The following is a 15,781-nucleotide window of genomic DNA, read 5'->3' as shown; positions in this document are numbered from 1 at the left end:
TGTGCGCGGCGTAGGCGCGAAGACCGCAGACGGCGCACCCTGGTCCTGCGAACGGAGCAACCGGCCACCCTGCGCCACCGCGCCCCGCCCACGGTTCCCACGTCCCCAATACACCCCGGGACGAACCGGTTTAAACGGAAACCGCGCAGTAGTGCGGAAAACCGCCTCGGAGATCGGGTTTGGCGTTGGATTGAGCGGTTTTCTCGATGTGGTTCAGCGGATCCAGTTGCGCAGCTGGCGATTCGGGGATCCCGGTGAGCGGCACGCCCGGCCCCTTAAATCAGGTCCAGCGGATCCAGCTGCACCCGCACCGGCTCGACCGCCTTCCGGGCGTCCCGGCGGGCCACCGCGTCCCGCACCACCGTCGCCAGTGCGCGGCCGTCCGGGCGGGCCACGCGGACCAGGGCTCGCTCCCGTTCCGCATTGCCCTCGGCGTCGAAATCGCCCAGCGGGACCGGGCCCAGCACCTCGCCGGACTCGGGCAGCGGGAGGTCGTCCAGCACGCTCGCCACCGCGGCCGGGCTTCCTTCGACGCTCGCCATCCGCATCGCGGGCGGGAAGCCCAGTTCCCGCCGTTGCTCCAACTCCTGGCTGGCATGCCAACCCGGATCCCAGCGCACCAGCGCCTGCACCACCGACAGCCCGGCCTCCGCGCCGACCACCACCCGGCCGCCGGTCGACGCGGGGCGGACCAGTGCGCCAGCGGCCATCCAGCGGCGGAGAGTTTCTTCCGCGGCACGGAGATCCTGACGCCCGAGCAGCGCCCAGCCGTCCAGCAGCAGCGCCGCGCCGTACCCGCCTTCGGCGACCGGTTCCGCGCCTGGCGTGCAGACCACCAGCGCCGGGCGTCCGGGCACCGTCGCCAAGACCTCGGCGGCGCCGGAGGTCCGGACGGGCACCCCGGGGAAAGCCCGGCCCAGCTCCTCAGCAGTCCGTTTCGCGCCGACCACCACTGCCCGCAGCCGCACGGAACCGCAAGCGGGGCAACGGAAAGCGGTCTCCGGAACGCCGCACCACCGGCAGGCGGGCGGACGCGGGGCGCCGTCGACCGAACCGCCGGGCAACGCGAGCGGGCCGGCGCAGCGACGGCAGTGCGCGGGCGTCCGGCAGTGGCCGCAGGACAATCCGGGGACGTAACCCCGGCGCGGAACCTGGACCAAAGCGGGCAATCCGGCGGCGAAGGCTTGGCGGGCCGCCTCGAAAGCCACGGCGGGCAGGCGGGCGACGCGCGCGGCTTCGTCGCGGGCGACATCGAAGTCTTCGCCGACCGGGGTCACCCGCGGGGCGGCGGCGCGCAGCTCCGCGCGACCGGCCTGGATCTGTTGCGCCCAGCCGGATTCCACCAGGAGCTGAGCTTCGGCGGTCCGGGCGAACCCGCCGACGACGAACGCGGATTTCGTGGCGTGCGCCCGATCCATCAGCACATCCCGCACGTGCGGGTACGGCGCGTGCGGATCCAGGTGCAGGTCGTCGCCGTCGTCCCACACCACGAACAAGCCCGGATCGGCGACCGGCGCGAACATCGCCGCGCGCGTGCCGACCACCACGCGGACCGCGCCGCGCAGCACCGAAAGCCAGCGCCGGTACCGTTCCGCCGGGCCCAGACCGGCGATCAGCGCCGCGACGCCCTGCTCCCCCACCAGCTCGATACACGCCTCGTGCACCCGGGTGAGGTCGCGATGGTCCGGCACTACCAGCACCGCGCCGCGCCCCTGGGACGCCGCGGTGGCCGCAGCTTCAGCGAGCCGGCGCGGCCAGTCCTCGCCGGGGAGCGCTTGCCAGACTGCGTTGGCTGGACGGCCCTCCGCGACGGCTTCCAGAAACGCTTCGCCGCGTTGGTAGCGGGACCAAGCGGACACATCCGGCGCGGCCGGGGCGGGAGCAGGTTCGGCGGGCGGTTCGCCTTCGACCTTCGCGTGCCGGGGCGGCAAGGCCAGCCGCAGCACGTCGGACAGCGTGCCAGCGTAGCGGTCGGCCACCGATCGGCAGACCGCGTGCAAAGCGGGCGGCAGCACGGGTTCGCTCGACGTGACCCGTTCCAGGTACGCGAGTTTCCGCTCGTACTCGGTCGTGTCCGTGCGCTCGATGAGATAGCCGTCGACGAGCTGCCCGGCGAAGCGCACCCGCACCCGGCAGCCGGGAACCGCGGTTTCGTGCAGCTTCTCCGGCACCTGGTAGTCGAAGGTGCGATCCAGGTGCGCGAGCGGGATGTCGACGGCGATCTTCGCCACCGGCAGTTCGGGCGCGGGCTGCTGCTGGCCCTTCCGGGAGCGTGACTTGGCGGACGAGGTCTTCTTCGCCGGTGCGGCCTTCGGCTCCGGTGCGGAGCGCGAAGGCTCCGGCAGGTCCCACAGGGGGCGGGTTCGGAGCTGCTCACCAGAAGATCTCTACCAGACGCCCCCGACACTCCTGCCGCCGAAGGCCGTGAAGGGCTCCTTGCGGGAAGCTGAGTCCCGCAAGGAGCCCTTCACGGACCGGTCAGCGGATCAGGCGCCGGCGAGCGAGCGCAGCGCCTCGGCGCGGGCGGTGCTTTCCCACGGCAGGTTCAGGTCCGGGCGGCCGAAGTGGCCGTACGCCGCGGTCGGGGCGTAGATCGGGCGCAGCAGGTCCAGGTCGCGGATGATCGCGGCCGGGCGCAGGTCGAAGACCTCGTTGATGGCCGACTGGATCTTGCTCGGGTCGACCGTCTCGGTGCCGAACGTCTCCACGAACAGGCCCACCGGGGCCGCCTTGCCGATCGCGTACGCCACCTGCACCTCGACCCGCCCGGCCAGGCCAGCGGCGACCACGTTCTTGGCCACCCAGCGCATCGCGTACGCGGCCGAGCGGTCCACCTTGGACGGGTCCTTGCCGGAGAACGCGCCGCCGCCGTGGCGGGCCATGCCGCCGTAGGTGTCGACGATGATCTTGCGGCCGGTGAGCCCGGCGTCGCCCATCGGGCCGCCGATCACGAAGCGGCCGGTGGGGTTGACCAGCAGGCGGGTGCCGTCGGTGTCGAGGCCCAGCTCGGACAGCTCCGGCTCCACCACGTGCTTCTTCACGTCGACCCCGAGCATCTGCTCCAGGTCGATCCCGTCCGCGTGCTGGGTGGACACGACGACGGTGTCGAGCCGCACCGGCTGCTCGCCCGCGTACTCGATGGTGACCTGGGTCTTGCCGTCCGGGCGCAGGTACGGCAGCACGCCGTCCTTGCGGACCGCGGTCAGCCGCCGCGAGAGCCGGTGCGCCAGCGCGATCGGCAGCGGCATCAGCTCGGGCGTGTCCGAGCAGGCGTAGCCGAACATGAGGCCCTGGTCGCCCGCGCCCTGGCGGTTGATCTCGTCCTCGTCCGACTCCACCCGCGACTCGTACGCCGTGTCGACGCCCTGGGCGATGTCCGGGGACTGCGACCCGATCGCGACGTTCACGCCGCAGGAGTTGCCGTCGAAGCCCTTGGCCGACGAGTCGTAGCCGATGCGCAGGATGACGTCCCGCACGATGGTGGGGATGTCCGCGTACGCCTCGGTGGTCACCTCGCCCGCGACGTGCACCTGTCCCGTGGTGATCAGGGTCTCGACGGCGACCCGGCTGCGCGGGTCCTTGCTCAGCAGGCCGTCGAGGATCGAGTCGCTGATGGCGTCACAGATCTTGTCGGGGTGGCCCTCTGTCACGGATTCCGACGTGAACAGCCTTTTCGTGGACGCAGACACGACCTCGTCACTTCCCTCGCCTCAGCAATGGCGCCCCACCGGTTTCAGGCGCTCCTGGCACGGCCCACCCTACCCAGCGGGCCTGTAGCTACAGTCGACGTTCGATCAACGCTGTTACGGCATCCCACAATGTGGCCGCCAGCCGGGCTTTAGCGCCCTGCGAGATGACCTGCTCGGCGCCGTCCGCGGCGAGCAGCCAGCCCGCGTTGTCCTCGGTGCCGAACGCCTTCCCGTCGCCGACCGCGTTGACCACGAGCAGGTCCGCGCCCTTGCGGCGGAGCTTGGCGCGGGCGTGGTCGAGGACGCTGCCGTTCTCGTCTCCGGTTTCCGCGGCGAAACCGACCACGATCTGCCCGGAACGCCGTTTCCGCACCAGTTCGGCGAGGATGTCGGCATTGCGGTCGAGCGTGATGACCGGGTCCGGGCTGTCGTCGGACTTCTTGATCTTGTGGTCGGCCCGCGAAGCGGGACGGAAATCGGCGACCGCGGCCGCCATCACGACGACATCCGCGTCCTCGGCCGCAGCGTGCACCGCTTCGCGCATTTCCTCCGCCGTGGACACGCGCCGCAGCGTCGCGCCCGCCGGGGACGGCAGCGCGTCGGTGTGCCCGGCGACCAGCGTGACCTCGGCCCCGCGCTGCGCGGCGACCCGGGCGAGGGCGAAGCCCTGCTTGCCGGACGAGCGGTTGCCGAGGAAGCGGACCGGGTCGAGCGGTTCGCGGGTGCCGCCCGCGGAGATCACCACGCGCAGGCCCTCGAGGTCGCGCGGCAGCGCCTTCGGCTCGGCGAGCAGCAGCCGGGCCAGGTCGACGATCTCGGCCGGGTCGGCGAGCCGTCCCTTGCCGGTGTCGACGCCGGTCAGCCGGCCCGCGGCGGGTTCGGTGACGACCAGGCCGCGCGAGCGCAGCAGCGCCACGTTGTCGCGGGTGGCCGGGTGCTCCCACATCTCGGTGTGCATCGCCGGGAAGAAGGCGACCGGGCACCGGGCGGTGAGCAGGGTGTTCGTGAGGAGGTCGTCGGCGAGCCCGTGCGCGGCCTTGGCCAGCAGGTTCGCGGTCGCCGGGACGACCAGCACGAGGTCGGCCTCCTTGCCGACCCGCACGTGCTGCACCTCGGGCACCTCGGTGAAGACCCCGGTGTGCACCGGGTTCCCGGACAGCGCCTCGAAGGTCGCCGCGCCGACGAAGTTCAGCGCGGCCTCGGTGGGCACGACGCGGACGTCGTGCCCGGATTCGGTGAGGCCCCGCAGGACCTCGCACGCCTTGTAGGCGGCGATGCCGCCGCCCACGCCCAGGACGACCCTGGGCTTGGCGTCACTCACCCTCGGTGTGCTCGAGCAGCCCGCCGTGGATCTCGCGCAGCGCGATCGACAGCGGCTTCTCGCGGGGGCCGGGCTCGACCAGCGGGCCGACGTACTCCAGCAGGCCCTCGCCCAGCTGCGCGTAGTAGTCGTTGATCTGCCGGGCCCGCTTGGCCGAGTAGATCACCAGCGCGTACTTCGAGGAGACCTTTTCGAGCAGGTCGTCGATCGGCGGGTTGGTGATGCCCTCTAGCTCTTCCAGCGTCGCCTGTTGCACAGTCACTCGTGGTGCTCCGTATCGTCACATCGATCGGCGGCAGAATCGCCACCGCCGGTAATCAAGTCTAGCAACCGCCGCGCGGCGACCTCGACGTCGGCGTTCACGACCCGCTCGTCGAACTCCCCGGCCGCGGCCAGTTCGCGTTCGGCCTCGGCCAGCCGGGCGGCCACCGCGGCCTCGCTCTCGGTGCCGCGTCCGGTGAGCCTGCCGACCAGTTCGTCCCACGACGGCGGCATCAGCATGACCAGCCGGGCTTCCGGCATCGCGGCCCGGACCTGCCGGGCGCCCTGCAGTTCGATCTCCAGCACCGCCGGACGGCCGTCCGCCAGCGCCTTCTCCACCGGCTCGCGCGGCGTCCCGTACCGGTTGCCCGCGAACTCGGCCCACTCCAGCAGCCGGTTCCCGGCCACCATCCGGTCGAATTCGGCGGAATCCACGAAGTGGTAATGGTTTCCGTCGACCTCGCCCGGCCGCGGCGCCCGCGTCGTCACCGAAACGCTGAAGTACAGGTTCGGCTCGAGCCGGCGCAGCTGTCCCACCACACTCGACTTCCCGACGCCGGAAGGGCCGGAGACGACGGTGAGCCGGGGGCGGGAGATCTCCCCCGCCACCGGCTCACTGCCGCGGTCGGCGCCCCGGGTCACCGGGTAGTCCTGACCGACGCCGCTCACTCGCCGCTGAACTCGGCCAGCAGCGCCTTGCGCTGCCGGTCGCCGAGCCCGCGGAGCCTGCGGCTGGGGGCGATCTCCAGTCGTTCCATCGTCTGCTGGGCACGGACCTTGCCGACGCCGGGGAGCGCCTCGAGCAGGGCCGAAACCTTCATCTTGCCGAGGACTTCGTTCTCCTCGGCCTGCTTCAGCACGTCGACCAGAGTGGTACCGCCCCGCTTCAGCCGCTCCTTCAGCTCAGCACGGATGCGGCGGGCGGCGGCGGCCTTCTCCAGCGCCGCAGCACGCTGTTCCTCTGTCAGCTGGGGAAGTGCCACGTTTTCCTCCGGTAGTTCTCACATCTGGGTGGGTGACGCGACGGTACCCACCCCTGAGCAGGGGCCACAATGCGGGGGTGGCTGGTGGAGCGCGATTCCGGGGCCTGCTATTGGTCTTTTTCCGGCGGCCCCGCCAACCGGCCGTTCACCTCTTGGGCCGCACGGCGTAACGCTCCGGTGTCCGGGCCGTGGCGCAGCAGGTCGCGGGAGGACGCCGGGAGCAGGCCCGGGAGCCCGTCCCCGAAGACTGCCCGCAAATCCGCCTCGGTTGCCCCCTGCGCCCCGAAACCGGGCGCGAGCACCGGTCCGTTGAGCCGGCTGAGGTCGACTTCCCCAGGAGCCACAGTGGCCCCTACGACCACGCCGACGTCGCCGTACGGCTCAGCACCCGCGTTGTGGTCCGCAGCGGCGTCTACGACGCTCTGAGCGACCGTACGGCCGTCTTCGAGCCGCGCGCGCTGCAACGCGTTCGCCTCCGGGTTGGACGTGCGCGCGAGGACGAAGAGCCCATTGCCCGCTTCGCGCGCCGCCGTCACCGCCGCGTCGAGCGCGCCGAAGCCGAGGTACGGCGACACCGTGGCCGCGTCGGCGGTGAAAGCCGCCTTCTCGGCCACGTACGCCGCTGTGTAGGCCGCCATGGTCGAACCGATGTCACCGCGCTTGACGTCCAGCAGGACGAGCGCTCCGGCGTCGTGAGCCACGTCTACGACGCGTTCGAGGACCGCCACGCCGGCGGACCCGAACGCCTCGAAGAACGCCGACTGCGGCTTCACGATCGCCGCCACCTCGCCCAGCGCCTCCGCGGCGCTGAGCGCGAAGCGTTCGAGCCCGCTCGCGTCGAGCGGCAGGCCCCACGCCTCGATCAGGCCCGGATGCGGATCGATCCCGGCGCACAGCGGCCCACGCGCGGCCACCGCTTCGGCCAGCCGGGCCCCGAACCGCGCCGTCACGACGTCGCCTTCAGCGCGGCCTGGAGGTCCTGAAGGCTGCGCACGCCGATGTCTCCCCGGATAAGCGCTTCGATGCCGTGCACGGCCGCCGCGGCACCTTGAACCGTGGTGACACAAGGAATGTCGCGCGACACCGCGGCGGTGCGAATTTCGTAACCGTCCACGCGAGGTCCGCTGTTTCCGTACGGCGTGTTGATCACCATGTTGACGTCGCCCGCGAGGATCACGTCGACGATGTTCGGCTCGCCGTTGCCGGGGTCCGGCTCCGAGTGCTTGCGCACCACCGAGCAGGCAACTCCGTTGCGCCGCAACACTTCCGCGGTGCCGGCGGTGGCGAGGATCTCGAAGCCGAGATCGGCGAGCCGCTTCACCGGGAAGACCAGTGAACGCTTGTCGCGGTTGGCGACGGAGACGAAAACCCGTCCCGAAGTAGGAAGGGATCCGTAGGCGCCGCTCTGCGATTTCGCGAACGCTTTCCCGAACGAGGTGTCGACGCCCATGACTTCGCCGGTGGACTTCATTTCCGGGCCGAGCAGGGAATCGACGCCGTGCCCCTCGGGGGTGCGGAACCGGTGGAACGGCAGGACGGCTTCCTTGACCGCGACCGGGGAATCGGCGGGCATGCGGCCGCCGTCGCCCTCGGCGGGCAGGACCCCGCTGGCGCGCAGGTCCTTGATCGTCGAGCCGGTCATCACCAGCGCCGCCGCCTTCGCGAGCGGAACCGCGGTGGCCTTCGAGACGAACGGGACGGTGCGCGAGGCGCGCGGGTTGGCCTCCAGGACGTAGAGCACGTCGTCCTTGAGCGCGTACTGCACGTTCAGCAGGCCGCGGACGCCGACGCCGCGGGCGATGGCCTCGGTGGAGCGGCGGACCGCGTCGAGGTCCTGCGCGCCGAGGGTGATCGGCGGCAGGGCGCAGGACGAGTCTCCGGAGTGGATGCCCGCTTCCTCGATGTGCTCCATCACGCCGCCGAGGTACAGGTCCTCGCCGTCGAACAGGGCGTCGACATCGATCTCGATGGCGTCGTCGAGGAACCGGTCCACCAACACCGGGTGCTCGGGGGTGACCTCGGTGGCGCGGCGGATGTAGCCGGCGAGGGATTCCTCGTCGTACACGATCTCCATGCCGCGCCCGCCCAGCACGTAGGAGGGGCGGACCAGGACCGGGTAGCCGATGTCGTCGGCGATCCGCTTCGCGCCCTCGAACGAGGTCGCCGTCCCGTACTTCGGCGCGGGCAGCCCGGCCTCGGCCAGCACCTCGCCGAACGCGCCGCGGTCCTCGGCCAGGTCGATCGCCTCCGGCGGCGTCCCGACGACCGGGACCCCGGCGTCGGCCAGCCGCTGCGCGAGCCCGAGCGGGGTCTGCCCGCCCAGCTGCACGATCACGCCCGCGACGGTGCCGGACTGCTGCTCGGCGTGCACGACCTCGAGCACGTCCTCGAACGACAGCGGCTCGAAGTACAGCCGGTCGCTCGTGTCGTAGTCCGTCGACACGGTTTCCGGGTTGCAGTTGACCATCACGGCCTCGAACCCGGCCTCGCGCAACGCGATCGCCGCGTGCACGCAGGAGTAGTCGAACTCGATGCCCTGCCCGATCCGGTTCGGGCCGGAGCCGAGGATCAGCACCTTCGGCTTGTCGCCCTGCGCCGCGACCTCGGACACGGCCGCGGGGTCGGTCTCGTAGGCCGAGTAGTGGTACGGGGTCTTCGCCGCGAACTCGGCCGCGCAGGTGTCGACCGTCTTGAACACCGGCCGCACCCCCAGCCGGTGCCGCAGCGCCCGCACGCCGTCCTCGCCCGCGAGTTCCGGGCGCAGCGCGGCGATCTGGCGGTCCGACAGGCCGGTGCGCTTCGCCCGCCGCAGCAGATCGCCGTCGAGCACCGGGGCGTCGCGGACCTCCGCGCCGACCTCGCCGATCAGCGCGATCTGGTCGATGAACCACGGATCGATCCCGGACGCCTCGTGCACCTGCTCGACCGTCGCGCCCAGCCGCAGCGCGCGCTCGACCTCGTAGAGCCTGCCCTCGTGCGGGGTGCGCAGATCGTCCAAAGTGGACTCCAGCGTGGCCCCCTCGGGGTCCGGCCGCGTCCAGAACCCGGTCGCCTTCGTCTCGATCGACCGCATCGCCTTCCCGAGCGCCTCGGGGAAGCTGCGGCCGAACGACATCGCCTCGCCGACCGACTTCATCGTCGTGGTCAGCGTCGGGTCCGCGCCGGGAAACTTCTCGAACGCGAACCGCGGCACCTTCACCACGACGTAGTCCAGCGTCGGCTCGAACGCCGCCGGGGTCTCGCCGGTGATGTCGTTGCGGATCTCGTCGAGGGTGTAGCCGATCGCCAGCTTCGCCGCGATCTTCGCGATCGGGAAACCGGTCGCCTTCGACGCCAGCGCACTGGAACGGGACACGCGCGGGTTCATCTCGATCACGACCATCCGGCCGTCGGCCGGGTTGAACGCGAACTGGATGTTGCAGCCGCCGGTGTCGACCCCGACCTCGCGCAGCACCGCGATGCCGACGTCGCGCATCACCTGGAACTCGCGGTCGGTCAGCGTCATCGTCGGCGCGACGGTGACCGAATCGCCGGTGTGCACGCCCATCGCGTCCACGTTCTCGATCGAGCACACGACCACCACGTTGTCGTGCTTGTCGCGCATCAGCTCGAGTTCGTACTCCTTCCAGCCGAGCACGCTCTCCTCGATCAGCACCTCGGTGACCGGGGACTCCGTCAGCCCGGTCGACGCGAGCCGCTCCAGGTCCTCGGTCGTGTGCGCCATGCCCGAGCCGAGGCCGCCCATCGTGAACGACGGCCGGATCACCACCGGCAGGCCCAGTTCCTCGACCGTCGCGCGGACCTCGTCCATGTCGTGGCACACCCGGCTGCGCGGCACGTCCGCGCCCACCGTGCGCACGATGTCCTTGAACTTCTGCCGGTCCTCGCCGCGCTGGATCGCGTCGATGTCCGCGCCGATCAGCTCCACGCCGTACTTCTCCAGCACGCCGCGCTCGTGCAGCGCCACCGCGCAGTTCAGCGCGGTCTGCCCGCCCAGCGTCGCCAGCAGCGCGTCGGGGCGCTCGGCGGCGATGACCTTCTCCACGAAGTCCGGCGTCACCGGCTCGATGTAGGTGGCGTCCGCGAACTCCGGATCCGTCATGATCGTCGCCGGATTCGAGTTCACCAGGCTCACGCGCAGGCCCTCGCTGCGCAGCACCCGGCAGGCCTGCGTGCCCGAGTAGTCGAACTCGGCCGCCTGCCCGATCACGATCGGCCCGGAGCCGATCACCAGCACGTGCTGGATGTCCGTCCTCTTCGGCATCAGGCCTTCTTCTCCTGTGTCTTGCGGGATACCCGCACCCAGTCGGCCCCCGCGAGCTGGGCTCCGCCAGTGTGGCTCGCGCGGGCCTCCATCAACTCAACGAACTCGTCGAACAGCGGCGCGGCATCGTGCGGACCCGCGGCCGCTTCGGGGTGGTACTGCACGGAAAACGCGGGCACGTCGAACGCGCGCACGCCCTCGACCGTGTCGTCGTTCGGGCAGTAGTGGCTGATCTGCGCGGCCCCGTAAGGGGAATCGAACCGCTGGCCCGGCTCGCCCTCCAAGGCGAACCCGTGGTTCTGCGCGGTGATCGCGACCCGGCCGGTCGCCACGTCGATCACCGGGATGTTGATCCCCCGGTGCCCGTAGCGCATCTTGTACGTGCCCAAACCCAAGGCGCGGCCGAGGATCTGGTTGCCGAAGCAGATCCCGAACAGCGGGATCCGTTGCTCCAGAACGGTTTTCGTCAACGCCGTCGCGTGCGCGGTCGTCGCCGGGTCGCCGGGGCCGTTGGACAGGAACACCCCGTCCGGCTCCAAAGCCAGCAGCTCCTCCGCGCTCGTGCCCGACGGCAGCACGTGCACCTCGATGCCCCGCTGCGTCATCAGCCGCGGCGTGTTCGACTTGATCCCCAGGTCCAGCGCCGCGACCCGGAACCGCGTTTCGCCTTGCGCCGCAACGACATACGGCTTCTCGGTGGAGACCTCGCCGGCGAGGTCCGCGCCCTTCATCGGCGGGCTCGCCAGCACCTCCGACACCATCTGCTCGTCGCTGCCCAGCGCGTCGCCGGAGAACACGCCGGCACGCATCGCGCCCTGCTCGCGCAGGTGCCGGGTCAGGGTGCGGGTGTCCACTTCGGAAATCCCGACGACGCCCTGGCGCACCAGCTCCTCGTCCAGCGTGCGCTTCGCCCGCCAGCTCGACGGCGTGCGCGCCGGATCCCGCACCACGTAACCGGAAACCCAGATCCGGGCCGATTCGTCGTCCTCGTCGTTCCAGCCGGTGTTGCCGATCTGCGGCGCGGTCTGCACCACGATCTGCCGGTGGTACGACGGATCCGTCAGCGTTTCCTGGTACCCCGTCATGCCGGTGCAGAACACCGCCTCGCCGAGGGTCCGCCCGCGCGCGCCGTACGCCGCGCCGCGGAACACCCGGCCGTCTTCGAGAACCAGGGCGGCGGGGCCGCGAGTGCCGGTGCTCACTGGGCACCTCCCTTGATGTCGTGATCGGAAAGCTTTTCGATCCATTGTGGATAGTCGTCGAGATCGTCGCCGCGGAATCCGGTGTCCAGTTCGACATCCCCGAGCCGCCAGGTGATCACCAGCAGCGCGTCGGTGCCCATCACCTTCCCGGCGATCCGCGAATCGCGCCGGACCCCGGTGACCGAGGCGCGCGGGATCCAGAAGTCCGGCGCGCCGCCGCGTTCCACCGCGATCCCGTCCGGGTGCAGCCGCCAGACCGCGCCGGTGCGCAGTCCCGCGCCCCGGGTGACGATCCGGTCCTGCCAGTTGCCCGCGGTGGTCGTGCTGAGGTACACGCCGGTGGATTCGAGCTGGAACTCGCCCGGGTCGGCCGGGATCTCCGGGAACGGCGGCACGACCGCGCTCTGCGAACGCGCCTTGCGCTTCCAGCCGATCCGCATGCCCCACAGGCACAGCAGGAAGAAGACGACGATCCCCAGCGTCAGCAGCAACCGCTCCATCAGCAGATCTTCCCCTCGCGCGCGGTGATCCGCCCGCGCAGCAGGGTCGCCGTCACCACGCCGGGCAGCCGCATTCCCTCGTACGGGGTGTTGGCGGCGATGCTGGCCAGTTCGGCCCCGCGCACGGTCCACTCGGCGTCCGGGTCGACCAGCGTCAGGTTCGCCGGTTCGCCCGCCTCGATCGGACGGCCGTGCCCGGCCAGGTTCCCGACCTCCGCGGGCCGCTCGCTCATGACCCGGGCGACGCCGCGCCAGTCGAGCAGGCCGGTCTTGACCATCGTCTCGACGACCACCGACAGCGCGGTCTGCAAGCCGAGCATGCCTGGCCGGGCCGCGGCCCATTCGGTGTCCTTGTCCTGCGGGGCGTGCGGCGCGTGGTCGGTGGCGACGCAGTCGACGACTCCCTCGGCCAGCGCGGCGCGCAGCTTCTCCGCGTCGCCGCCGGTGCGCAGCGGCGGGTTGACCTTGTTGACCGGGTCGTAGGTCTCCAGCCGGTCGTCGGTGAGCAGCAGGTGGTGCGGCGTGACCTCGGCCGACACCTTCGTGCCGCGCTCCTTCGCCCAGCGCAGGACGTCGACCGTGCCCGCGGTGGAGACGTGGCAGACGTGCAGCCGCGCGTTCGCGTGCAGCGCCAGCAGGCAGTCGCGCGCGACGATCGACTCCTCCGCCGACGCCGGCCAGCCCGCGTAGCCGAGCCGCGAGGCCTGCTCGCCCTCGTGCGCCTGCGCGCCGACGGTGAGCCGCGGTTCCTCGGCGTGCTGGGCGATCACCGCGTCGAGCGCGGTCGAGTACTCCAGCGCGCGGCGCATCAGCAGCGGATCCGCGACGCACACGCCGTCGTCGGAGAAGACCCGCACCGCCGCGGTGCCCTTGGCCATCGTGCCCAGCTCGGCGAGCTTCTCGCCCTTGAGCCCGACGGTGACCGCGCCGACCGGGTGGACGTCGACCAGGCCGACCTCCTGCCCGCGCCGCCACACGTGGTCGGTGACGAGCGAGTTGTCCGCGACCGGGTCGGTGTTGGCCATGGCGAACACGGCGGTGTAGCCGCCCAGCGCGGCCGCGGCGGAACCGGTGTCGACGGTCTCGGTGTCTTCGCGGCCCGGCTCGCGCAGGTGGGTGTGCAGGTCGACGAACCCGGGCAGCAGGATCTGTCCCTTGGCGTCGAGCACTTCGGCGCCCTCGGGGACGTTCACCGCGCCGATGGCGGCGATCACGCCGTCCTCGACCAGCACGTCCACCGGCTCGCCCTCGCCGTACGGGCGGGCACCCTTGATCACGATGCTCACGCGGCAGCTCCTTCACTGGCCAGGAGGTGGTAGAGGACCGCCATGCGCACGTGCACGCCGTTGCGGACCTGTTCGGTAATGGCTGAGGAGGGGAATCCGCGACCGCGGAGGAGATCTCCATGCCGCGCAGCATCGGGCCGGGGTGCAGCACCACGGCGTGGTCCGGCAGCAGCGCCTGACGGCGTTCGGAGAGCCCGTAGGAGATCGAATACTCGCGCGCGGAGGGGAAGAACCCGCCGTGCATCCGCTCGGCCTGGACGCGCAGCATCATCACTGCGTCGGCCGCGGGCAGCTCGGCGTCGAGGTCGTGCGACACCGTGACCGGCAGCTTCTCGACGCCGACCGGCAGCAGCGTCGGCGGCGCGACGAGCACCACCTCCGCGCCGAGGGTGCTGAGCAGGTGGATGTTCGACCGCGCGACCCGGCTGTGCAGGACGTCGCCGACGATCGCGATCCGCCGGTCCTTCAGCGAACCGAGGCGTTCGCGCAGCGTCGCCGCGTCCAGCAGCGCCTGCGTGGGGTGCTCGTGCATGCCGTCGCCCGCGTTGACCACCGCGGTGCCCGGCCCGGCGAGCCAGCCGGACAGCCGGTGCGCGGCCCCCGAGGCGGGGTGCCGGATGATCACGCAGTCCGCGCCCGCGGCGGCGAGGGTGAGCGCGGTGTCCCGCAGCGATTCGCCCTTGTTCACCGAGGAACTGGACGCCGAGACGTTGATCACGTCCGCGCTCATCCACTTCCCGGCGATCTCGAACGACACCCGGGTGCGCGTGGAGTTTTCGTAGAACAGCGTGATCACGGTGCGGCCGCGCAGCGTCGGCAGCTTCTTGACCTCGCGGCCGAGCAGCGTGTGCTTCAGCTCGTCGGCGGTGTCGAGCACGGCGGTCGCGGTGTCCGCGTCGAGCCCGTCGGTGGCGAGCAGGTGCTTCACCGGGTTTCTCCTTCCGGCGCGCGCAGCAGCACCGCGTCCCGGCCGTCGGTTTCGGACAGCAGCACGGAGACGCCCTCGGCGCGCGCGGTGGGCACGTTCTTGCCGACGTAGTCGGCGCGGATCGGCAGCTCGCGGTGGCCGCGGTCGACGAGCACGGCGAGCTGGACGGCACGCGGGCGGCCGTGGTCGCGCAGGGCGTCGAGGGCGGCGCGGATGGTGCGGCCGGAGAACAGGACGTCGTCGACGAGGATGACGACCCGGTTGTCGATCCCGTCCGGCGGCAGCTGCGTCTGCTCGAGGGCGCGCGGCGGGCGGCGGCGGAGATCGTCGCGGTAGAGGGTGACGTCGAGGGCGCCGTGCGGCGGCTCGGCCCCGGCGAACTCGCCGATCTTCCCGGCGAGGCGCGCGGCCAGCGGAGTGCCGCGGGTGGGGATGCCGAGCAGCACCGGGTACTGCTCCGGCGGACCGGCTCCGAGAGCGGTCTTCTCGATGACCTGGTGGGCCATCCTCGCGATCGTGCGCGCGACATCACCGGCGGACAGCAGCTCGCGCTCTCCCGCCGGCTCCGCCGCGCCACGCGGACGTGACGACAAGGCGGACCTCCTTCCCCGCCTCTCTGGACGGGTCCTTAAAGGACGTCGGCAACCGGCTGCTGCCGGAAACCGCACCGACAGTAGCAGGACCGGTCAATCAGTCTTCCGGGTGGTACGCGCACGGCCGCCACCTGCGCGGACCGACCTACTGCTTGACCTGGTGACAACTATGCGTAACCATTACTCTGAGTATTCGACTCGAGGAGTCCCCGGCCCGGTCCTCCCGGCCGGCGCGGGGTGAGGAAACGGAGAACCACCAGATGGGCGATTACGCCAAGGCGCTCGGGGCCAAGCTCCGCGGGATCCGCCAGCAGCAAGGCCTGTCCCTGCACGGGGTCGAGCAGAAGTCCGGCGGACGCTGGAAGGCCGTCGTGGTCGGCTCGTACGAGCGCGGCGACCGGGCGGTGACCGTCCAGAAGCTGGCCGAGCTGGCGGACTTCTACGGCGTCCCGGTGGTCGAACTGCTGCCGGAGGGCCGCGTCCCGTCCGGGGCCGAGCCCGCCACGAAGATCGTGATCAACCTGGAGCGGCTCCAGCAGCTGCCCGCGGAGAAGGTCGGCCCGCTCGCCCGGTACGCGGCCACCATCCAGAGCCAGCGCGGCGACTACAACGGCAAGGTGCTCTCCATCCGCACCGAGGACCTGCGCTCGCTCGCCATCATCTACGACATGACCCCCGGCGAGCTGACCGAGCAGCTCATCGACTGGGGCGTCCTCCCGCCGGAAGCCCGGCCGTCCAAAGAGGACTGACGACC

12 protein-coding genes and 2 pseudogenes are annotated in these 15,781 nt (G+C 71.4%); 1 reads left to right on the top strand and 13 read right to left on the bottom strand.

The window, feature by feature from the left end; genetic code table 11:
- Positions 1-275 precede the first annotated feature (275 nt).
- The 13 genes and pseudogenes from RPX00_RS27260 to pyrR form a co-directional block, all read right to left on the bottom strand.
- Positions 276-2,354, bottom strand: coding sequence for a primosomal protein N' (locus RPX00_RS27260; RefSeq protein ID WP_406643107.1), 2,079 nt, complete (start codon positions 2,352-2,354; stop codon positions 276-278).
- Between the two features lie 132 nt (positions 2,355-2,486).
- Positions 2,487-3,689, bottom strand: coding sequence for a methionine adenosyltransferase (metK, locus tag RPX00_RS27255; protein ID WP_406629571.1), 1,203 nt, complete (start codon positions 3,687-3,689; stop codon positions 2,487-2,489).
- Positions 3,690-3,777: 88 nt separating this feature from the next.
- Complete coding sequence (gene coaBC, locus RPX00_RS27250) at positions 3,778-5,010, bottom strand: bifunctional phosphopantothenoylcysteine decarboxylase/phosphopantothenate--cysteine ligase CoaBC (protein ID WP_406629569.1); 1,233 nt, start codon at positions 5,008-5,010, stop codon at positions 3,778-3,780.
- Positions 5,003-5,272 carry a DNA-directed RNA polymerase subunit omega gene (gene rpoZ, locus RPX00_RS27245; protein ID WP_020658117.1) on the bottom strand — a complete coding sequence of 90 codons (270 nt, stop codon included), beginning with the start codon at positions 5,270-5,272 and terminating at the stop codon, positions 5,003-5,005. Before rpoZ ends, coaBC begins: the two co-directional genes overlap by 8 nt.
- Positions 5,269-5,940: a guanylate kinase gene (gmk, locus tag RPX00_RS27240; RefSeq protein ID WP_406629567.1), complete on the bottom strand. Its 672-nt coding sequence runs from the start codon at positions 5,938-5,940 to the stop codon at positions 5,269-5,271. The genes rpoZ and gmk overlap by 4 nt, the downstream gene beginning before the upstream one ends.
- A complete protein-coding gene (gene mihF / locus RPX00_RS27235) occupies positions 5,937-6,254 on the bottom strand; it encodes an integration host factor, actinobacterial type (RefSeq protein ID WP_003096398.1) in 318 nt (105 codons plus the stop codon). The genes gmk and mihF overlap by 4 nt, the downstream gene beginning before the upstream one ends.
- A gap of 107 nt (positions 6,255-6,361) precedes the next feature.
- Positions 6,362-7,204 carry an orotidine-5'-phosphate decarboxylase gene (pyrF, locus tag RPX00_RS27230; protein ID WP_406629565.1) on the bottom strand — a complete coding sequence of 281 codons (843 nt, stop codon included), beginning with the start codon at positions 7,202-7,204 and terminating at the stop codon, positions 6,362-6,364.
- The gene (carB, locus tag RPX00_RS27225) at positions 7,201-10,518 is read right to left on the bottom strand and encodes a carbamoyl-phosphate synthase large subunit (protein ID WP_406629563.1); all 3,318 of its coding nucleotides are present in this window, start codon (positions 10,516-10,518) and stop codon (positions 7,201-7,203) included. Before carB ends, pyrF begins: the two co-directional genes overlap by 4 nt.
- A gap of 77 nt (positions 10,519-10,595) precedes the next feature.
- Positions 10,596-11,765, bottom strand: a pseudogene (carA, locus tag RPX00_RS27220) (glutamine-hydrolyzing carbamoyl-phosphate synthase small subunit); the annotation flags it as partial.
- Positions 11,717-12,220, bottom strand: coding sequence for a transporter (locus tag RPX00_RS27215; protein WP_406629561.1), 504 nt, complete (start codon positions 12,218-12,220; stop codon positions 11,717-11,719). The pseudogene carA and the gene RPX00_RS27215, both read right to left, overlap by 49 nt.
- Complete coding sequence (locus tag RPX00_RS27210) at positions 12,220-13,506, bottom strand: dihydroorotase (RefSeq protein ID WP_406629559.1); 1,287 nt, start codon at positions 13,504-13,506, stop codon at positions 12,220-12,222. Before RPX00_RS27210 ends, RPX00_RS27215 begins: the two co-directional genes overlap by 1 nt.
- Positions 13,503-14,434 (bottom strand): annotated as a pseudogene (locus RPX00_RS27205) (aspartate carbamoyltransferase catalytic subunit). The gene RPX00_RS27210 and the pseudogene RPX00_RS27205 overlap by 4 nt, the downstream one beginning before the upstream one ends.
- The gene (gene pyrR, locus RPX00_RS27200) at positions 14,431-15,027 is read right to left on the bottom strand and encodes a bifunctional pyr operon transcriptional regulator/uracil phosphoribosyltransferase PyrR (protein ID WP_406629558.1); all 597 of its coding nucleotides are present in this window, start codon (positions 15,025-15,027) and stop codon (positions 14,431-14,433) included. Before pyrR ends, RPX00_RS27205 begins: the two are co-directional and overlap by 4 nt.
- A gap of 260 nt (positions 15,028-15,287) precedes the next feature.
- On the opposite strand from pyrR, the gene RPX00_RS27195 reads away from it, so the two are divergent.
- Positions 15,288-15,776: a transcriptional regulator gene (locus tag RPX00_RS27195; RefSeq protein WP_003096372.1), complete on the top strand. Its 489-nt coding sequence runs from the start codon at positions 15,288-15,290 to the stop codon at positions 15,774-15,776.
- Positions 15,777-15,781 lie beyond the last annotated feature (5 nt).

Origin of the sequence: Amycolatopsis sp. WGS_07 (assembly GCF_045278895.1) — a bacterium.
In the GTDB taxonomy this organism is placed as follows: Bacteria; Actinomycetota; Actinomycetes; order Mycobacteriales; family Pseudonocardiaceae; genus Amycolatopsis.
The sequence above is the reverse complement of the archived record's forward strand: the minus strand, read 5'-3'. Positions and strand labels throughout refer to the sequence as shown.